The 20185-nt window shown below is 69.5% G+C and carries 14 protein-coding genes; 8 read left to right on the top strand and 6 right to left on the bottom strand.

Annotated elements, in window-relative coordinates; genetic code table 11:
- Positions 1-2 precede the first annotated feature (2 nt).
- Positions 3-1781 carry a thiamine pyrophosphate-binding protein gene (locus ACLJOK_RS04825; RefSeq protein WP_410816397.1) on the bottom strand — a complete coding sequence of 593 codons (1779 nt, stop codon included), beginning with the start codon at positions 1779-1781 and terminating at the stop codon, positions 3-5.
- Positions 1778-3268 carry an aldehyde dehydrogenase family protein gene (locus tag ACLJOK_RS04820; RefSeq protein ID WP_410816395.1) on the bottom strand — a complete coding sequence of 497 codons (1491 nt, stop codon included), beginning with the start codon at positions 3266-3268 and terminating at the stop codon, positions 1778-1780. Before ACLJOK_RS04820 ends, ACLJOK_RS04825 begins: the two co-directional genes overlap by 4 nt.
- 145 nt (positions 3269-3413) lie before the next feature.
- Between ACLJOK_RS04820 and ACLJOK_RS04815 the strand changes: the two genes are divergently transcribed.
- The 4 genes from ACLJOK_RS04815 to ACLJOK_RS04800 all read left to right on the top strand — a co-directional run bounded on the left by ACLJOK_RS04815 (position 3414) and on the right by ACLJOK_RS04800 (position 7494).
- Complete coding sequence (locus ACLJOK_RS04815; RefSeq protein WP_410816393.1) at positions 3414-4217, top strand: IclR family transcriptional regulator; 804 nt, start codon at positions 3414-3416, stop codon at positions 4215-4217.
- Positions 4218-4273: 56 nt separating this feature from the next.
- Positions 4274-5470, top strand: coding sequence for a CaiB/BaiF CoA transferase family protein (locus ACLJOK_RS04810; RefSeq protein WP_410816391.1), 1197 nt, complete (start codon positions 4274-4276; stop codon positions 5468-5470).
- Positions 5467-6270, top strand: a complete 804-nt coding sequence (locus ACLJOK_RS04805) for a citryl-CoA lyase (protein ID WP_410816389.1) — start codon at positions 5467-5469, stop codon at positions 6268-6270. Before ACLJOK_RS04810 ends, ACLJOK_RS04805 begins: the two co-directional genes overlap by 4 nt.
- A gap of 246 nt (positions 6271-6516) precedes the next feature.
- Positions 6517-7494 (top strand): ThuA domain-containing protein, encoded by a 978-nt coding sequence (locus ACLJOK_RS04800; RefSeq protein WP_410816387.1) that lies wholly within the window; start codon positions 6517-6519, stop codon positions 7492-7494.
- 51 nt (positions 7495-7545) lie between these two features.
- Here the strand turns inward: ACLJOK_RS04800 and ACLJOK_RS04795 are convergent, their stop codons facing one another.
- Positions 7546-8196 carry a TetR/AcrR family transcriptional regulator gene (locus ACLJOK_RS04795; RefSeq protein ID WP_410816386.1) on the bottom strand — a complete coding sequence of 217 codons (651 nt, stop codon included), beginning with the start codon at positions 8194-8196 and terminating at the stop codon, positions 7546-7548.
- A 128-nt stretch (positions 8197-8324) separates the two neighbouring features.
- Here ACLJOK_RS04795 and ACLJOK_RS04790 point away from each other — a divergent pair, with 128 nt between their 5' ends.
- The 3 genes from ACLJOK_RS04790 to zwf all read left to right on the top strand — a co-directional run bounded on the left by ACLJOK_RS04790 (position 8325) and on the right by zwf (position 13854).
- Positions 8325-9233: a shikimate dehydrogenase gene (locus ACLJOK_RS04790; protein WP_410816384.1), complete on the top strand. Its 909-nt coding sequence runs from the start codon at positions 8325-8327 to the stop codon at positions 9231-9233.
- On the top strand, positions 9214-11991 hold the full coding sequence (locus ACLJOK_RS04785) for a TIM barrel protein (protein ID WP_410816382.1): 2778 nt from the start codon (positions 9214-9216) through the stop codon (positions 11989-11991). Before ACLJOK_RS04790 ends, ACLJOK_RS04785 begins: the two co-directional genes overlap by 20 nt.
- A gap of 369 nt (positions 11992-12360) precedes the next feature.
- Positions 12361-13854, top strand: a complete 1494-nt coding sequence (zwf, locus tag ACLJOK_RS04780; RefSeq protein ID WP_410816381.1) for a glucose-6-phosphate dehydrogenase — start codon at positions 12361-12363, stop codon at positions 13852-13854.
- 67 nt (positions 13855-13921) lie between these two features.
- On the opposite strand, the gene ACLJOK_RS04775 is transcribed toward zwf, so the two are convergent.
- Positions 13922-14560 (bottom strand): TetR/AcrR family transcriptional regulator, encoded by a 639-nt coding sequence (locus ACLJOK_RS04775; RefSeq protein ID WP_410816379.1) that lies wholly within the window; start codon positions 14558-14560, stop codon positions 13922-13924.
- A gap of 61 nt (positions 14561-14621) precedes the next feature.
- Between ACLJOK_RS04775 and ACLJOK_RS04770 the strand changes: the two genes are divergently transcribed.
- Complete coding sequence (locus tag ACLJOK_RS04770) at positions 14622-15290, top strand: SAM-dependent methyltransferase (RefSeq protein WP_410816377.1); 669 nt, start codon at positions 14622-14624, stop codon at positions 15288-15290.
- 89 nt (positions 15291-15379) lie between these two features.
- Here ACLJOK_RS04770 and ACLJOK_RS04765 read toward each other — a convergent pair whose 3' ends face one another.
- Both ACLJOK_RS04765 and ACLJOK_RS04760 read right to left on the bottom strand, forming a co-directional pair.
- Positions 15380-16288 carry a hypothetical protein gene (locus ACLJOK_RS04765; RefSeq protein WP_410816376.1) on the bottom strand — a complete coding sequence of 303 codons (909 nt, stop codon included), beginning with the start codon at positions 16286-16288 and terminating at the stop codon, positions 15380-15382.
- 459 nt (positions 16289-16747) lie between these two features.
- Positions 16748-19966 (bottom strand): discoidin domain-containing protein, encoded by a 3219-nt coding sequence (locus ACLJOK_RS04760; RefSeq protein WP_410816375.1) that lies wholly within the window; start codon positions 19964-19966, stop codon positions 16748-16750.
- Positions 19967-20185 lie beyond the last annotated feature (219 nt).

Raw genomic sequence — 20185 nt, 5'->3', positions numbered from 1 at the left:
CGTCAGTCGAAGACGCCCTGGTAGATGTCCTTGATGTTCCAGTGGCCGGGTGTCGGCACGGGTTCGTTGATCATGGGTACGTCGAGCACCGCCGGCCGGCGATTGGCCAGGGCGGCGCGCAGCGCGGTGCCGAACTCCTCGGCGCTGGCGACCGTGTGGCCGTCCGCGCCGCACGCCCGGCCGTAGGCCGCGAAGTCCGGGCTGTAGGGCAGGCCGTCCGGCCCGAGGAAGTCGCAGCCGTAGCTCTGCCCGAAGTTCGTCGCCTGCAGATCCGAGATCGTGCCGTGCGAGCGGTTGTTCATGACGACGAAGATCACCGGGGCGCCCTGCTCGACGGCCATCGGCACCGCGGGTAGTTGTGCGCTCATCCCGCCGTCGCCGATCAGGGCGACCACGGTGCGCTCGGGCTGGGCGATCTGCACGCCCACTGCGGCTGCGGGGCCGAACCCCATCGTCGAGGCGCCGCCCGGTGTGATGAACCGTCCCTCGTCGGGCAGTTCGTAGCACTGGGCCACGCCGTTCTTGTTCCAGCCCACGTCGGTGACGAGGACCGCGTCGGAGGGGAGGATCGCGCGCAGGTCGGCCAGGATCCGTTCGGGCCGCAGCGGGAACTGCGCGCTGGTGCCACGTTCCCGGCTCTCGGTGAAGAGGGTCCGGCGGGTCGCGGTGATGGTCTCCCGCAGCCCGGGCCGCCGCCGCGCGACTGGCTCCCTTTTGCGGACAGCCGACTCGATGGCCGTGACAGCGTTGGTGACGTCGGCGACGGCACCGAGGGTCACCGGGAAGTTCCGGCCGATCTCGGCCGGGTCGATGTCGATCTGGATGAGCTTGCCGGGTGGAAACTGCCAGGTGTGCTTGCGGTCCCAGGAACTGGCGTCGGTCTCGGCGAAGCGGGTCGCCAGCGCCAACACCACGTCGGCTTCCCGCGTGTGGCGGTTGGTGATCTCCAGGCCCCAGAAGCCGGGCATGCCAAGCAGCAGCGGATGACTGTCGGGCAGCGTGCCCTTGGCCATCAGCGAGTGCGCGACCGGGATGTCGAGGTGCTCGACGAGTGAGCGCAGGGCGGCGAGTCCGGGCCCGCGACGGAGGCCGCCGCCGAGGTAGACCAGCGGTCGTTCGGCGGAGACCAACAGGTCGGCGATACGCCCGGCGACATCCGCCGGCAGCCCGGGGCGCTCCTGGGCCGCGAGCGGGTACGCGGTGGCGGTCTCCGGCTCGACCGGGCGGGAGAAGTGGTCCATCGGCACACTCAGGAGCACCGCGCCGGGGCGCCCGGAGGTCGCGGTCCAGAAGGCGCGTTCGGTGAATCGCGGCAGATCGGCCGCCCGGTGCACCTGCCAGGCCCGTTTGACGAACGGCCGGTAGATCGCGGTCTGGTCGGCGTCGGCGTGCAGGTTGATCTCCTGGTGCGGGTGCCGACCGTGGTAGTACGACGGGATGTCGCCGCTGATGGCCACCAACGGAACAGAATCCATGGCGGCGGTGAGCACGCCGGTGACCGCGTTGGTCATCCCGGGGCCGACGTGCAGGAGCAGCACGCCGGGTCTGCCGGTGGCCCGGGCGTACCCGTCGGCGGCGTGCGCCGCGGCCTGCTCGTGTCGGCCGATGACGAACCGGATGTCGCTGCGCCCGATGGCGTCCAGCAGGGCGATGTTGGTGTGCCCGCAGGTCCCGAAGACGTACTCCACACCGTAGGCTTCGAGCTGCGCCACCATGGCTTCCGCTGCGGACACCCGGCGGTCACCGGTCGTGGTGGTGTCCACACGTTGATCGACGCTCATTGGGTGCCCTCCTGGTCGCCGAACAGGGACATGCCGCGCAGCAGGAGTGTCTTGACCACCGTGTAGTCATCGACCATCCAGCGCGGCGACTCACGCCCGAACCCGGAGTCCTTGACCCCGCCGAACGGCACATGGTCGAGCCGGAAGTTGGACGAGCCGTTGACGACGAGGCCACCGACCTCGAGTTCGCGCCAGGCGGTCACGATCCGGCGGACGTCGTTTGTGAACAGGCCGGCCTGAAGGCCGTACCGGCTGTCGTTGCACGCGGCCACCACGTCGGCGAAGTCGTCGTAGGGCAGCACGCTGACGGCCGCCCCGAACACCTCGTCCCGGATCAGCCGCACGTCGGCAGGTGGGGACGCGACGACCGTCGGGGCGACTGTGGCGCCGTCGCGACGTCCACCGGTGGTGATGGTCGCCCCGGCGTCGGCCGCTTCGGCGGCCCAGGCGACCACGCGCTCGGCGGCGTCGTCATCGACCATCGAGCCGACGTCGGTGGCCGGATCGAGCGGATCGCCGACGACGAGTTTCCGCACCTCGCGGGTGAAGGTTTCCAGGAACTCGTCAAACCGTGCCCGGTGGACGTAGACGCGTTGCACCGAAATACAGCTCTGACCCGAGTTGCTGTAGCCGGTGGCAGCGCAGATGCGGGCGGCGGCGGCGACATCGGCGTCCTCGCACACGATCGTGGCGGCGTTGCCGCCGAGTTCCAGGACCAGCCGCTTGGCGCCAGCCGCTCGGGCGACCGCCGCGCCCGTGGTGACGCTCCCGGTGAAGCTGATGACCCCGACTTCCGGCGCGGCGCAGAGCACGCCGCCGAGGCTGCCGTCACCGTGCAGCACCTGGACGGCCTCCTGCGGCATCCCTGACTCCAGCAGGAGCGCCACCACGGCGGCGGACGCCGCCGGTGCCTGAGGTGGTGGCTTCACGATGGTGGTGTTGCCTGCCGCGAAGGCGGGGGCCAGCTTGTGGGCCAGCAGGTTGGCCGGCGCGTTGAACGGCGTGATCGCCAACGCGACGCCGACGGGTGCGCGATGGGTCAGGGCTGTCGTGCCGACACCCCGGGCCCAACCGGCGACCGGCAGCACCTCACCACCGATCCGCCGTGCCTCGGCGGCGGACACCGCGAAGGTGTCGGCAACCCGGTCGATCTCATTAAGCCCGTCCCTGATCGGCTTGCCCAGTTCCAGCGCGAGCAGCCGGGCGAGACGGTCGCGCTGCGCCGAGGCGGCGACCGCCGCCCGCTCCAGCACCTGCGCGCGAGCTGACGGAGACATCCGGGCGACGACCTTGGCGCCGCCGCGTGCGTAGGCGAGCGCGGTGCGGGCGTCCTCGTCGGTCGCCTGCCGGGCGGCGCTGACAGTGCTCCTGACCCACGGACCGACCCTGGCGGCACGCGCCCCTTCCGTGATCCACTCGCCGGCGATCAGGCAACCGACCTCGGTCACATCGGGGGGCGTCGCAGTCTTGATCCGGTCGTCGAGCATCGTCCCTCCTGAAAGGTGGACCGCCTGGTGGTACTGCTGGACCGCTCTGTGGACTAGGTGTAACGTACGGGCGGCGAGGGCCCCTGGCAATAGGCGATGCCAAATCTGTTACAGGGGTGTGAACCCAGACGGAGGACCCGAGACCATGGCATCCGCGGCCAACCAAGGCCCGTCCCTGCGACGCTCCACTCCCGACGCTGCGGATGCCGGCGGCGTCCGCAGCGTCCAGCGCGCGATGGAGATCATGTCCCTGCTGACCGAGCATCGCCCGTCGGTCACGATCCGGGAGATCGTGGAGCAGACCGGGCTGGCGAAGACGACAGCGATCCGGCTGGTCCAGACGTTGGAGCAGAACGGTCTGCTCTGGGCGACCAGTCACGGTTACACGGCGGGGCCCGGGCTGTGGCGCTGGGCGCATCTGGCCCACCGCAGTTGGGAGGTGCCGGCCGACACCCGCCAGCTCATGCGCGAACTCGCGGCCACGCACCGCGAGACCGTCAACCTGTACATGACACGCGACATCTACCGGGTCTGCGTCGCCCAGGAGGAGAGTCCCCAGGCACTGCGGCACGTCGTACGCGTCGGCGACGAACTGCCGATGTGGGCCGGCGCGTCGTCCAAGATCCTGCTCCGCGACGCGCCCGAGGCCCTGCTGGGTCGCATCGCGGCGACCGCACCCGGCGGCGCGTCACATGTGGCGACCCTGCGTGAATGGATCGACGACGCCGCGCTGAAGGGCTACGCGACCAGCGCCGGCGAACGGGAGCCGGGCCTGTCGGCGGTGGCGGTGCCGATCGGCGGACGATCCGTCCCCGTGGTGGCGGCCCTGTGCCTCAGTGGACCGACCCTGCGCTTCACACCCGAGCGGATCGAGACCTTCGTCGAGGCCCTGCGTGATGCGGCGGCCCGCCTGGCGGAGAAAGGCTTCGACCACCCACTCGCAGGCTAGTCGCCGGCTGGCGACACCCGGCTTCGGCCGCCGACACCGACCGAGGGGCACACAACATGGACGAACGACCGCTTCACGGCATCCGAGTCCTGGACCTGACGAATGTCCTGGCCGGGCCCTACTGCAGCTACCACCTGATGCTGCTCGGCGCCGAGGTCGTCAAGATCGAGAAACCCGGGCAGGGCGACCTGGCCCGCCGACTCGGGCCGGAAGCCGCGCTGAACCGCACCGCGATGGGCGCCTCGTTCCTGGCCCAGAACGCGGGTAAGAAGTCGATCGAACTCGACCTGAAGGACCCGGCCGACAGGGCGGCCTTCGAGAGGATGGTCCTGGATGCCGACGTGCTCCTCGAGAACTTCCGGGCCGGCGTGCTCACCCGGATCGGCTACGGCTGGGACGTGTTGCACCGGATCAACCCGCGCCTGGTCTACTGCGCCATCTCGGGCTTCGGGCAGACCGGCCCGATGAGTCAGGCGCCGGCGTACGACCAGATCATCCAGGGCCTCTCAGGGATGATGAGCATCACCGGCACACCGGAGACGGCGCCACTGCGGGTCGGTTTCCCCGTCTCCGACTCGGTCGGCGGTCTCGTGGCTGCCATGGCGATCTGCGCGGCGCTGACTGGTCGATCCCGGACCGGTGAAGGGGTCTTCCTTGACGTCTCCATGTTGGAGGCATCTCTGTCGGCCATGGGTTGGGCGGCGTCCAACTACCTCGTCAGCGGGGTACCACCCGAGCCGATGGGTGACCAGAACGCCACCGCCGCGCCGTCGGGGACGTTCGACGCCGCGGACGGTCCACTGAACATCGCGGCGAACCGGCAGGAGCAGTTCGAGGCTCTGTGCCGGCTCGTTCACCGCGAGGACCTCGTCACCGACGAGCGGTTCGCCGACCGGGAGGCGCGCAAGGCCAACCGGACGGCGCTCAACCGTGAAATCAACAATGCGCTCCGGCGGCGCCCAGCTGTGGAGTGGGAAGCAATGCTCTCCGGTGCGGGTGTACCTGCCGCGCGGATCCTGACCGTCCCGCAGGCGGTCCAGCTCGAACAGCTCCACTCGCGTGGCTTCTTCACCGATCTGCCCTTTCCCGGGCAGTCACAACGGACCCTGCGGGTGAGCGGCAACGGTGTGCTCGTCAACGGAGCGCCACTGCGGCCGGAGTCGGCTCCGCCACTGCTCGGCGAGCACAACGGGGAACTCGGTCTGGCCGAGAACGCCAGCCTGGGCGCCACCGACGGGGTGGCGGCGTCGTGAGCGGGTCGCCGACAGTACGGGACGTCGCGGACTGGTGGGCCACCGCCGTATCCCGCGTCGAGCCCGACGTCATCGAGCTGCGCGGCCGCCCGATCCAGGAGGTCATCGGCGACACGAGCTTCGTCGGGGTGATCTGGCTGCTACTGCGGGGACAGCCACCAACGCGAGGTCAGGAGCGGCTGTTGGAGGCCGCCCTCGTGGCCTCCGTCGACCATGGCCCGCACGCGCCGTCGATCGCGGTCGCCCGGATGGCCGCCACCTGCGGCATCGGCCTGAACAACGCCGTCGCCAGCGGGGTGAACCTTCTCGGCGACGTGCATGGCGGCGCCGGGGAACAGTGTCTGACCATGCTCGGCGAGGTGGCGGCTCGCCACGCGGTCGGCGCTTCACTGGAGCACGCCGCCCAATCGGTCGTCGACGAGTGGCGCGCCCAGTCGAGGTACCTGCCCGGATTCGGGCACCGGTTCCACCACGTGGATCCGCGCCGTGAGCCTCTGCTGCGTCGGGTCGAGGAAGCGGTCGCCGACGGCGTGGCCGAGGGGGCCTACCTCAGCGCGGCGATCGCGGTCGAGGCGATCCTCGCGCGCGAACGCTCGCAGCCCGTACCGATCAACGTGGATGGTTGCACGGCCGTCGTCTACGGCGAGTTGGGCTTCGCTCCCCCGCTGGCCCGTGGGCTGTTCGTGCTGAGCCGCAGCGTCGGGATCCTCGCGCACGCCTGGGAGGAGACCGGACAGGGGCGGCGCAACAAGGGCCCGATGCCGCCGACCATCACGCCGACATACCTGGGAAACGCCTGACGAACGCCAAGCCCGACGCCGGCCACCCCGCGCCACCGCGCAGGGTGCACACGGCTGCGTCCCAGCACCTCTCGACGCTGCGAAAACCCTTGCGATGCAACGGTTTCTGTCTTGCTGGGTGGTTCGACCGTCGATATATTCGGCGTACCTCTACACGGTACGAATGGTCCACCTGACGGACCTCGTGCCCGGCGTTGAACGCGACGCCCACCACCACCACACGCCGTCCCTGCACAAGGAGCACTCATGCCCTTACGGCGTACCACAGTCCTCAGCGCGGCTCTCGGCGCTGCCCTCACCGCCGCCGTCATGCTCCTCGGCACCTCCGTGCCCAGCGTCGCCGAGCGGGCGAGGCCCCCGCAGAAGGACGGGGGCGCGGAGAACCTCGGCCGACCCGACTACGGCGTCTGCCGTGGCACCGATCCCGACTGCTACCACGACTGGGGCAACTTCGACCCCACGACCGGATACCGCGTCCTCGTCTACAGCCGCACCGCCGGCCCCCGCCACGCCCACCTCGGCCCTGCCCTGGCCCCCGGGCTCAACCCACCACTGACCCCGCAGCACGCCGCGCAGAGCGCCCTCGTCAAGCTCGGCGCCGAGCACGATTTCGCCGTCGACTGGACCGAGGACGTCACCCAGCTCTCCTCGCCGTCGCGCCTCTTCCGGTACAACGCTGTCATCTTCATGAGCACCACCCGCGACACCCTCGACGACGCCGCCCAGACCGCGCTGCGGCAGTACGTCCGCGGTGGCGGCGGCTTCGTGGGCGTCCACAACGCCTTCGGCACGGAGTACAACTGGGAGTGGTACGAGGGGCTGCTCGGCGGCGCCAACTACTACGACCATGGCCGTAACCAGCCTGGCACCGTGGTGACGACCAACCGGCGTGACGTCTCCACCGCAGGCCTGCCGGCACGCTGGGACTTCGCCGACGAGTGGTACAACCTGGTTCCCTTCCCCAGTCAGGTCCGCGTGCTCGCCAAGGTCGACGAGTCGACGCTGCCCGAGGGGCCGCGGGGCGGCAGCGGGCACCCCGGCCACGGTGCCAACCACCCCGTCTCCTGGTGCCAGTACTACGACGGGGGCCGGTCCTGGGTCACCACGCTGGGCCACGCGGTGGAGGCCTGGACGGAAGCCCCGATGACGGGCGACCGGCACTTTCTCGACCACGTCCTCGGCGGCATCGAGTCCGCCATGGGGCGCGGCCCGTTCTGCCGATAGCCGGCCGGCGCCGGGACACGGTGGTGCGTCCCGGCGCCACGCGGCGGTCCGTCACCGCGCGGTCAGGTACGCCAGCACGACGTCACCGAGCATCGTCCGGTAGTGCTCGCGGCGGACGGGGTCGAGCATGTCCCGCTTGAAGATCGCATCGAAGGTGTGCCGGTTGGCGATCCGGAACACGCAGAACGCACTGATCACCATGTGGACGTCGACGGGGTCGACGTCGGCGCGGAACCGGCCGGCGACGCGGCCCTGTTCCAGGATGCGGGCCAGCACGTCCAACGCGGGGTTGGCCAGCCCGGACAGGATCTTCGAGCGGGCGATGTGCCGGCCGCGATGAATGTTCTCGATGCTGACCAGCCGGATGAAGTCGGGGTTGGCCTCGTGGTGGTCGAACGTCAACGCCGCCAGTTTCCGGATCGCGTCGCTCGGATCGAGATGCTCCACGTCGAGCTGTTGCTCCAACGCCCGAATGCCCACGTACGCCTGCTCGAGCACAGTGATGTAGAGCTGCTCCTTGCCACCGAAGTAGTAGTAGATCATCCGTTTCGTCGTGCGGGTCCTCGCGGCAATCTCGTCCACGCGTGCGCCGGCGAACCCCTTGTCGGCGAATTCTGACGTGGCGACCGCGAGGATCTCCGACCGTGTCCGGTCCGCGTCCCGGGCGGCAGGCGCCGCCACGACCGCCGGTGTCCGTGGCATCAACGGCTCCTCCCATCGGGGTGAATTCACTGTAGCCACCGAGATCGCCGCCGCCCCTTCCGCACACACCGGTCCCCGCGTATAAGTAACTAACCGGTTCGTACATTGTCGACTCGGGAGGGAATCTGGTGACAGTCCGCAACGGCCGCGGCACCCTGGTCGGCCTCATCGGCTCCGGGATCGGCACGTCGCTGAGCCCCGCCCTGCACGAGCGGCAGGCCGATGCGCTCGGGTTGAGATACAGCTACCGCATCCTGGACCTCGACGTCATGGGGGTGCCGGCCACGGCTGTCGGTGAGGTGCTGGCGGCGGTCCGGCTCGCGGGCTTCGACGGCGTCAATGTCACCCACCCGGTCAAGCAGCTCATCATCGAGCACCTCGACGTCGTCTCCCCCGACGCCGCTGCCGTCGGTGCGGTCAACACGGTGCTCTTTACCAACGGCGGTGCGGTCGGCCACAACACGGACCTACCCGGCTTCGTCCAAGCCCTCACCACGGGCATGCCAGATGTGGCACTCGATCGGGTGGTAGTGCTCGGTGCCGGCGGCGCGGGTGCCGCCGTCGCCCACGGCCTGCTGTCGCTCGGAGCGGGAACCGTGAGCGTGTTCGACACCGACGCGCGGCGTAGCGACGCGCTGGCGCGGCGCCTGACCAGACGGTTCGGCGAGCGTCGGGCCGAGACGGGACCGATGAGCAACCTGGCGGACGCGATCCGCGACTCCGACGGCCTCACCCACGCCACGCCGACCGGAATGGAGGGCCACCCCGGTCTGCCGCTCCCCGTAGAGCTGCTGCGACCGGGGCTCTGGGTCGCCGACGTCGTCTACCGACCGCTCGACACTGAGCTGATCGTGGCCGCACGCGCCCGCGGGTGCCAGGTGCTCGACGGGGGCCGGATGACGGCCTTCCAGGCTGCCGAATCCTTCCGCCTGTTCACCGCCGTCGAGCCCGACGCCGAACGGATGCTGCGTCAGTTCTATGAACTCGTCCACCCCCCACCCGGAAGGCGGAGCACACATGTTCGTCACCAACGGTGACTCCTCGACCGGCCCGACCGACGGGGCAGGCGCGGCGCCGCAGCTGACCATTGCGACCATCTGCCTCTCCGGGACCCTCGAGGACAAGCTGGCCGCCGCCGCCGCGGCGGGCTTCCACGGGGTCGAGATCTTTGAGAGCGACCTCATCGCCTCGGCGTGGTCGCCGTCGCGGATCCGGCAGGAGTGCGCCCGGCGCGGCCTCCGCATCGCCGCCTACCAACCGTTTTCCGACTTCGAGGCGGTGCCACCCGACCTGTTCCGCGCCAACCTGCGTCGCGCGGAGAGCAAGTTCGACGTGCTCGAGCAGCTCGGCGTCGACACCCTGCTGGTCTGCTCGTCGGAGTCGGCAGACGCGGTCGACGACGACGACCTGGCCGCCGAGCAGTTGCGCGAGCTGGCCGGCCGGGCCGATCGGCGAGGTTTGCGAATCGCGTACGAAGCCCAGGCCTGGGGCAGATTCGTCAACGCCTATGCGCACGCCTGGCGGATCGTCCGGCGCGCCGATCATCCGGCACTCGGTCTCTGCCTCGACAGCTTCCACGTCCTCTCCCGTGATGACGACCCGTCCGCGATCCGGGTCATCCCCGGCGAGAAGGTGTTCCACCTTCAACTCGCCGACGCGCCGCGGCGGAAGACAGACGTGGCCGAGTGGAGCCGACACCACCGGCTGCTGCCCGGGCTGGGCTCGTTCGACCTGACCGGCTTCGTCGGCTACGCCCTGGCTACCGGCTATGCGGGACCGATGTCCCTTGAGGCGTTCAACGATGTCTACCGTCAGGCGGATCCACGCCAGGCCGCCATCGACGGGATGCGCGCGATGCTCGCCCTCCAGGAGTCCGTGACGGCCAAGGGTCCCGCGCCCGTCCGGGAACGGCTGCGGGCACTCGGTCTGCGGCCCACCCCACGCCTCGGTACGCACGTGTTCACCGAACTGGCCGTCGACCCGATCTCCGGCCCTCTCGTTGCGCGGGCCCTGACCGCACTCGGCTTCGCCCACTGCGGGCAACACCGGTCCAAGCCGGTGCAGCTGTGGCAACAGGGCAATGCCCGAGTTCTGCTGAACTTCGCACCACAGCGAACAGTCACCGCCGGCACGGCCGCGATCTGCGCGTTGGCCGTGGAGAGCAGCGACCCCGCCGCGTCGGCCGAACGCGCGGAGCAGATGCTGGCACCCGTCCTGCCTCGCCTTCGCCAGCCCGAGGAGGCCGACCTCAGCTCCGTGGCCGCACCCGACGGCACCGCCGTCTTCTTCTGCCGCACCGGCGCGGACGACAGCTGGCTCGACGACTTCGCCCCCACCGGCATCACGGCCCGCGACGACGGCCTGGTCACCGCCACCGATCACGTGTCGCTCACCGCGTCGGTCGACGACTTCGACCACGTCGCCCTCTTCTACCGTTCGGTGCTCGGGCTGCGCTTCGACGCCACGACGGAGGTCGCCGCGCCGTTCGGGCTGATTCGCAGCCGGGCCGCCGCAAGCCCGGACCAACGCTTCCGGATCACGCTCAACACAGCGCCGCTGCGACGCGGCACCTGGGCGCCCGCCGTCCCGAGCCCGCAACATCTCGCCTTCAGCAGCGACGACGTGATCGCCAGCGCGAAGGCGATGCGCGAACTCGGCGCCCCCGTACTGACGATTCCGCAGAACTACTACGACGACCTCGACGGCCGACTCGCTCTGGAACCGGAGCTACTCGCGGCCATGCGTGAGCACTCGATCCTCTACGACCGGGACGCACACGGTGAGTACCTGCACTTCCACACCGAGATGCTCGGCTCCCGGATCTTCTTCGAGGTCGTACAGCGGATCGGCGGATATGCCGGGTACGGCGCCACCGACGCCGCGCCGGTACGTATGGCCGCGCATCGACAACGCCGCCTGATCGTCCTACGGGAGACGCCCCAGCCACCGAACGTCGCGACGCACGACTACTCGCTGGCGCACCTGACCGCGTTGAGCCTGTCTCCGCCGGAACTGGTGGAAGCGGCCTCAGAGGCCGGATACCGCTACGTCGGTCTGCGCCTGACCCGGGTCACGCCGCAGGAGCCGCACTATCCCCTTGCGACCGATCCGGCACTCATGAGGACGACGAAGGTACGTCTTGCGGCCACCGGAATCGACGTGCTGGACATCGAACTGGCACGGATCGGCCCGCACGAGGACCCCCACGACTTCGAACGCTTCCTCGAGGCCGGCGCCGAGCTCGGTGCCCGACACGTCATCACCCAGCTGCCCGACCCCGACCGGGCCCGAAAGATCGACCGGTTCGCCCAACTGTGTGAGCTGGCTCGACCACTGGGTCTGACAATTGACCTCGAGTTTCCGTCATGGACGGAGACGCCCGACCTGAGCGAGGCCACGCGGGTACTGCGGGCCGCTGGCCAGCCCAACGCCGGGATACTGATCGACCTGCTGCATTTCGCCCGCTCCGGATCCAGTCTGGCCGACCTTCGTGAACTGCCAGCCGACTGGCTCCACTTCGCGCACGTCTGCGACGCCGCAGCCAACGTGCCTGCCACCGTCGACGGGCTCATCCACACGGCACGCTTCGAGCGTCTCTTTCCAGGCGAGGGCGGCATCGACGTGCGCGGCATCCTCGCCGCCCTACCGCCCGGAATTCCCTACGCCCTGGAGATCCCTCGGGCGACCCTCGTGGCACAGGTGGGCGCCAAGGAACACGCCCGGATGTCGATCTCGGCGGCACGCCGCCACCTGGACCACGCGTCAGAAGCGCACTGGCCCACCCGGGCGGCGTGAAGGCCGCGGCGTTCCAACCCCTTACCTCCGAAAACGCCTGCACTCATGGAAGATTGAGAGGCCGGCCCGTTCACGGCCTCGGCGTCCCGGACGGGCCCGCCGGCCGCACCCTGGCGGTTCCCGACGGCTCTTTCGGCGAGCCCGTTGATCTCCGCGGGCTGCCCGGCCACGATCGTTCGTAGCCCACCCCGCACGCCGACAGACCGCACCGAATCACCTACCCGTCAGCCCGGCATGCGACGCTCAAGCTCCGCGACCAACGGGCCATGCCGCGTGGCCCCCGGACACTTCCGCCATAGCCGCACAATTCCTGGCATGACAGCGCGGCACCCCCAACCCACACCCCTTGTGCCCGGAGGAACGCAGACTATGGACCACGCATCTCAGCTCATCCAGGAGCGGAGTGCCCCGCCGGCCACGCTGGTGATCTTCGGTGCCTCCGGTGACCTGACCCGGCGCAAGCTGCTGCCCGCAGTCGAGAGCCTGGCTCGGCACGAGCGACTCCCGGACCAGTTCGCGCTGGTCGGCGTCGCGCGCACGTCGATGACCGACGAGCAGTTCGCCGAGAGCGCCCTCGGCGAACGCACCATCGCCAGCAAGCGCCAACTCCAGGGCGGCGTGCGGTACGTGGCCGGGGGCTACGACGACCCGGAAACCTATGAGCGGCTCGTGAAGACCCTCGACGAGCTGGACGCACAGCGGGGCACGTCCGGCAACCGGCTGTTCTACCTGTCCACCCCGGCCGCGGCCTTCGCGCCGGTGATCAACGGACTGGCCGGTGTCGGGCTCAACCAGCCACGCGAAGGCTCCTTCTCCCGCCTGGTCATCGAGAAGCCGTACGGGCGCGACCTGGTCACGGCCCGTGAGCTCGACGGCGTCGTGCACAGCGCGTTCGACGAGCACCAGGTCTTTCGTATCGATCACTATCTGGGCAAGGACACCGTCCAGAACGTGCTGGCGCTGCGCTTCGCGAACTCGATCTTCCAGCCCATCTGGGATCGCTCCTGGGTCGACCACGTGCAGATCACCGTCGCCGAGACCCTCGGCGTCGGCAGCCGCGGCGGCTTCTACGAAGACGCCGGCGCGATGCGGGACATCGTGCAGAACCATGTGCTCCAGGTCCTCGCGCTGGCACTGATGGAGCCACCTGCCTCATTCGAGGCTGAGGGCCTGCGCAACGAGAAGGTGAAGCTGCTGCAGGCGATCCGGCTCCCCACCGACCGGGACATCGCCGAGGCCGCGGTCCGGGGACAGTACACCCGGGGCGGCACCCGCGAGGAACTGATGGCCGGCTACCGCGAGGAAGCCGGCGTCGACCCCCTGTCGCGGACCGAGACCTACGCCGCTATGCGGCTGAACGTGGACAACTGGCGCTGGGCCGGGGTGCCGTTCTACGTACGCACCGGCAAGCGCCTGCCGGCCCGGCTCACCGAGGTGGCACTGCAGTTCCAGCGGCCGCCGCACCTGCCTATCCCGACCGACCAGCTCACCGGCCTCGAGGCTGACGCGCTGATCCTGCGGATCCAGCCGAACGAGGGCATCTCCCTGCGCTTCGGTGCCAAAGTGCCGGGCCACTCCTTCCGGGTCCGCACCGCCACCATGGAGTTCTCCTACGACCAGACGTTCGTCGAGGAGTCCCCGGAGGCGTACGAGCGTCTGCTCCTGGACGCGCTGATCGGTGACGCGTCGCTGTTCATCCGCAGCGACGAGGTGCAGCAGTGCTGGCGGATCGTCGACCCGATCATCGACAACTGGGAGAAGGACAACTCGCCGATCCCCACCTACGAGGCCGCCTCCTGGGGCCCGACCGACGCCGACCGGCTCATCGGCCGGCACGGCCGCAAGTGGCGCAACTCCGCGTGAACCTGTCACAACGAGAGTGGCCGCGCTGCTGAGCGCGGGCTGGAGGACGATCGTGACGTCCGTCCGCTTAGCCTGGTTCGGCGCAGAGTTGGGAGGTCAAGGCGGTGCGGGCCCACTCTTCCCACGTGTCCGCTGACCAGGCGCGGTCGCGGACGAAGATCAGGTAGAGCTGCGGGCTGAGCAGGCCGAACAGCACGTCCGCCGCCATCTCGGTGGAGAGGCCGGGACGGATGTCGGGCTTGCCGACCAAGGCTTCGGCAGCTGCGTGATGCACCGTGTAGCGCGGGTCAGGGCCGTCCGGCCACTGCACGGCGATCTCAGGGTCGGTGGCTGCGGCAGCCGCAATCAGCGGCATGATCGGGGCGACCCGGCCCAGGATCTCGCGGGTGCCGTGGACGTGCGCGCGCAATTGCCCGGCTGCGGTGGGCTCGGCGCACGCGGCGCGAAACCACTCGCGATCCATTGTGGCGACCGGCTCAGTGTCCCCGGCGATGGACGTGTCGACGACGTCCTTGAACAGCGTGCGCTTGTTGCGGAAGACGAAGTAGACCGTCTGGACGGCCACGCCCGCGCGGTCCGCGACCTCCTGCAGGCTCGTCGCCCCGTAACCCTGCGCAAGGAACAGCTCGCGAGCCGCCTCGACGACCTTCTCGCGGGTGCGGCGTGAGCGCTCGGCTCGCTTGTCCGGCCGCTTGACCGTGTCCATATTGCGAGTCTATCTTTAGAGTATGTCACTAGAGTTCAACTCTAAATTCTTGGAGGAGACGGTGAGCCAAACCAACGCCACCCAGAAGCCGCAACCGGACCTGCCGTCGACGCAGCGAGACCCGGAGGAGGAGGCCGTCCACCGCGCACTGGAGGGCTACTACCGCACCGGCAAGCCTCCGTGGGACACCGGCGTGACGCCGCCTGAACTGGTCGACCTGGTCGAGGGGCACGGCGCGCTGCCGCCCGGCCGCGCCCTCGAGCTCGGCTGCGGCACGGGGACGAACGCCATCTACCTCGCACGGCACGGCTGGGAGGTAGCGGCCGTCGACCTGATCGACCGCGCCGTCGACCAGGCCAGGGAGAAGGCTGCGGCGGCGGGAGTGGCGGTACGACTGCTGCACGGAGACGCCACCCGCCTCGACGAGCTGGACGTGCCGGGCCCCTTCGACCTGTTCTTCGACCTGAGCTGCTACTGCGGCGTCCCGCTACACCGCCGCGACGCCTACGCCGCCGGCCTCACCCACCGCGCCGCTCCCGGAGCACGGCTGCTGATGTTCGGGTACGGCCCGGAGCCGCTCGGCAATCCGATCCCCGAAGTCACGTCGTGGGCGGCGGGCGTCACAGCCGACGAGCTCCGCGCCAGGTTCCCCGGCTGGGAACTAATCGACGTCACACCGGGCACCAACGCGGTGCCGACCTTCTGGTTCACGCTGCGCCGCGACGCCTAGCAATCGCCGGTCGCGGGTTTCTATACGTTTGGCAAATATCACGCCGCCCGAGCAAGTCGCCGCCTGTTCAGGCGTCTCGCTAGCTGCTGCTAGAACCGCGCGGGTCGCCAGGAAGGCCCCGCGATCTTCGGCGGTCTGGTCAGCGTGGGGATGATGGCCTGCCAGGTGGCGTGCCAGGCGCTGGGAGGAAGTGCCAAGGTGGCGCACACCTCGCCCGCCAACTCCTCGGCGCTGCGACCGCGCCACGGGGTGCCGACGAAGATCTGGTAGTCACCGTCGAGCTGAAGGGCGACCTGAAACAGCTCCTGATCGCGGTAATCGTTGGCGACCCAACTCGGTCGGAGGTTGTAGGTAAGCAGCCGCTCGCGGTCCACGTCCGTCAGGACACGTCGTCCGGCTGCTCGCTCGGGCGTCTCCCACGAATGATCGGCGGCCACCCGTGCGACTTCCACGTCGTACTCCGCAGCTACGAACGACACGCCCCGCATCATGGGCACCTCCAGCGACCAGTCCCAGTGCACCAGATCGCCATCCCGCGCAATGGTGACGTCTGTGGATCCACAGCCGTAGACACCGCACTCGCATCGGGCGATCGGAACGGTGCACGGCTCGGAGTCGGAGGCGGCCACGAGACGATTGGTGGGAACAAGGACGTCGTACGGGTCCATCCCGAGACCCGCTCCGGCAGAGGTCATCTCCGTACCGTTGACGTAGACCCGCACCTGGAATCCGCGGCCCGCGTGGCTGGGCACCGGCGATACCTCCAGACGGAGAGAGTCGACTCCCGGCCGGCGGGCGACTCCTCCACCTGCGGCAAGGGCGAAGCCTGGAGGAACAGTGCCCGGATAGGGAATCCCTAGTTCCTCAAGCGACTTGCCGACGAGATCGCCGATATCCCAGGACGAGTCATGCGCCGACGCACCGGCGAGCTCACGCAACGTCGGCGAGTCCAGCCCGTCGATCAGCGCCTGACAAGCGGCATGGATCAGGTCCGCCATGCCGTACCCGGTGTCGGTGTTCCAATGCGCCACAGCGTCGTACAGGCGCTGCTCCGCGGACCCGCTGCCCTTCCCAGTCACGCCAACCATCATCCACAGCCCCGGTGAGGACCGCACCACGGTTTCACGTCTGCCGCCCTCGGGTCAGCCGCAGTTCGGCGAATCGCTCGCCACCCAACTGACAACCCGAGCGCCGGTGCTGACGCCTTCGGATCCGCCGAAGAGGTCTCCAGACGGTCCGGACTTCAGCCCGCTCACCCGAAACGCTCTACGTCGATCTACAGCACCTGCAGGCGCGGCGTTAGGCAACCCGAGACGCCGGCCGGCGCCGACCATCCTGGGAACAGCGCCACCTGACCACTTCGCCCTTGCGCCTCCTTGGTCGCGTCAGCGGGCGCTGTACCCGCAACCGCCCGCAGGCGCGCCATGCCAAAGCCATCGCACCGGCTCCGCTCCCGGTCAAGAGACCGTCAACTCGAGGAATGGCCGCTGGAAGTCGGCCTCCTTGCTGTTGAGGCCGACCCACGGGCCGTAACCCGCCGCCAGTTGGGCGACGCCGATGCTGATGGGCTTGCCGGCGGCCAGTTGGTCCTTGACATGGCTGGTGAGGTCGAGGCGACGCCACATCTTCTGCTCGTCCATGCCGATGACGCCGAGTATCGTGCCCAACGCCGGGCGGCCGTCGCACTTGATCCCGGTCTCGGCCCACGGGTCCTTCACGCTGAGGACAGCGGACGTGGTGAAGTCCACGTCGGGGTCGGTAGCCATCCCGCCGTAGAGCCACAGGGTGGCGCTGCGGACCGTGCCGGGGACGGAGGTCGGCTCGAACCGGAGGTAGCTCAACCGCCGGAGCGAGGCATTGACCGTCGGGTCGTTCGGATGGTTGCGGATCTCCAGTTGTTTTTCCTTGCCGAAGTTGGTGCCGGCTTCGCTGCCACAGCGGACGAAGGCGTCGGCTGCCGGCGTCATCCGGCGGGCCGGCATGTCCGCGTACGCGTCGGTGGTGTTGGCGTAGATCCGGAGCTCGGCGACCACAGTGGAACTGGTGGACGAGTTACCTTGCCCGACGATGCGAACATAGCGAGCGGTAGTCGGCGTGATCGGGTACACCTCGGCGTTGTCCGTGGCGGCGGAGGAGACTGATCTCGTCGCGGCGGTCTGCCAGTTGGTGCCGTCGGTGGAGGTCAGCACGTCGAATGCGAAGCTTCGCTGCGAACCGAAGGCGAAGGCGACGTTCACCGCACCGACGGTGCGCTGCGCACCGAGGTCGACGTCGAGGGTCGAGCCTGCCCAGGTGGTGCCCAGGTCGGCGTCTATGGTGGCCGCGGCCCGGTTGGCGGACTCGCCGGCGGTCACCGAGGCGATGGGCAACGAGTTGCGGGTCTTCCCCGGCACCCGGAAGTGGACCTTGTAGCTCGGACCGGCGGCCCCGTCCTGGCGGTAGGTGGCCACGGTGGCAGTGCCGGGCAGTTCGGCCGCTTGGGTCACCTGGGCGTACCCGCCGCTCTGGCTCACCGGCGTGACCTGCGGTGGATCGGTGGTGCCAGGTGCGACCACCACCTCGTACCGGAAGCGGCTCGGCGTGAAACCGGCCACCGGTACGCCGTTGACGTGCAACCCGGCCAGCTGGGTCGTCGGTGGTGCCGGCAGGGACCAGTTGGCGAGCGGTGTCAGGGACGGCTCCGCTGGCGGCTGCTCGCCGCCGAACAACGGGGCCAGGCGCAGCGCCAGGGTGGCGTTGGTGACACCGGGCAGGTCTACGACGAGCTTCCGGAGCCCCGGCTGGGAGTTCTGCCCCGGCGGGTTGGGGCTGCCCGGCATCGGGGCGGGAAGTCCGACAGACATCTTCGCACCGACTGGGCCGACGAGTTGCACCGCGAGGCGCTCGTCCCCCCGGTGCAGGGTCGCGGACCGCCCGTCCGGGGCCATCACGACGTCGGCGCGGGTGTGCAGAAAGGACCGGTAGTCGATCGCCGTGGTGGACCGCACCTCGTCCTGGACGAGCACCTGACGACGGTCGTCGAAGAGTTGGATGCCGCGCCGGGCCTGCTGCACCCGGCCGCCGTACATGGCGGTCAGGTCGGTGATGGCATGCCACTGCTGGGGGGAAGAGCCGGTCGACACGATCCGGGCGCCCTGGGCCAGGGCGGTGGATGGCGTCGGGCCCGCACCCAGCAGCATGGTGTTCTGCCCCTGAGGGTGGTTCACGTAGTGGTCCCACCGGCCGCCGGTGTTGCTCTGCCAGGTGAAGTAGTTGGTCAGGTCGTAGTCGTCCGCGCCGAGCTCCTCGAACCAGCGTGTCCCGCCCGCGTCCAGGACGAACGAACCGGCGTCCAGGTTCTGGTGGCCGGCGACCGGATCGGAACCGGCTCGCAGTCCCTTCGTGGCGACATGGACGCCGTTCGGATCGGCCCAGTCGCTGCGCGCCGTGGCCACCTCCACATGCCGGAAGTAGGCATCGGTCGCGGCTGGATGGGTGGCTCCGGTCGCGGTTGCCGGGTCATACCAGAGGATGTCCAGCGGCGTGGCGCCCTCGTCGGCCCGGGCGGCTGCCCAGGCGGCCCATTCGGGCCGCTGGTAACGCTGGGCCAGCCACATCAGATATGGCACCTGCCGGCCCCCGGCGGTGAGTGAGTTGTAGAAGCCCGTACCGCCGTCGCCGTAGTTGAAGAGCGATCCCTTCGGTCCGCTGACGTGGATGGCGAAGTCACCGGTCTTCGCCAGGCCGGGCAGGCCGGAGACGCCGAAGTCGGTGCCCGTCGCGGTGGTGAAGGCGGCCAGCCAGGTGACGAGGTATTCGGTGGCGAGGAGCCAGTAGGCCGGACCTTCGGCATAGGCGCCGTCGGGGCCGTACTCCGCGATGCCGTACTGGATGGAGCGGACGCTGCCGACGAGCAGATCGTTGACCTTGGTGCGGGCCGCGTCGCCAGCGTCGGTGCCGATAGCCAGCGCTCCCAGCGCGACACCGTTGCAGACGATGTTCCAGTTGTGCGGCGCGGTGAAGTTTCCTCCGCCCAGCAGGGGCAGGGTCGCATCGATGCCGTGCCTGATGATCGCGTCGCGGATCGTCGTCCTGTCGCTTGCGGACAGGAACTGGTAGAACCAGTCGTAGCCGATCGCGAGGGCGTGAGTCATGTGCGCGACGTCGAGGAACTTGCTGTGCGGGTTCCAGGTCTGCAGGCTGGCGGCGGCGATGAGTTCCGCCCTCGCGCGTTGGGCGTACTCCTGCGGGTTGGTTCCTCCGCTGGAGGAGATGTTCCAAACCAGACCCAGCGCGTAGATCCGGCGCTTCACGTCGTCGGCGGTGACCTCGCCGCTCGTCAACCGCTCGTTGGTCGGCAACTTCTCCGCGTTGGTGTCGAGGACCCGATCGGCGCGTTCCCGTACCGCGGTGAACCATCGCTGTGCCCGGCTGTCGGTCGCGAGCCGGTTCCGCGCGCTGTTGAAGGTTTCCGCGGTGGCGAGCAGTCGGGGATGCGGCCGGCCGGCGATCCGGGACACGATGTCAGCTGGCGGTTCGATGGCGGCCAGCTGACTGGCTGCCGATCGGCTGACAGATGGTCCGGCACCCGTGGCCGGGCCGGGTGCGGAGACGGCGACGAGGCAGGACGCGCCGAGCATCAGGACGGTCAGCCGAGCGCGCCAGCGGGCAGCCGCAGGCGTGATGACAGTCGACACAGACAACCCCCGTTGAAGCGTGACGAGCGCGTTGACCGTATCCATCGTCATGTGTCGTCACAAGACGCCGCCTCGCCGGGCTTGCGGTCAACGAGCACTTCGGGCGCGGCTCAGGGCACCCCGCTGCTCCCCACCTGCTCCCCCTGGGCCGGGCTCGCAACGGGCCGCCGACCGCCGACCGCTCGTGAGCGGCCGGCTCGGTACTGCGGTCGATGTCCG

Source organism: Micromonospora sp. 050-3 (assembly GCF_046549335.1).
GTDB classification, from domain to species: Bacteria; Actinomycetota; Actinomycetes; order Mycobacteriales; family Micromonosporaceae; genus Micromonospora; species Micromonospora trifolii.
Note: the sequence above shows the minus strand (reverse complement) of the source record. Positions and strands in the feature narration are given on the sequence as shown.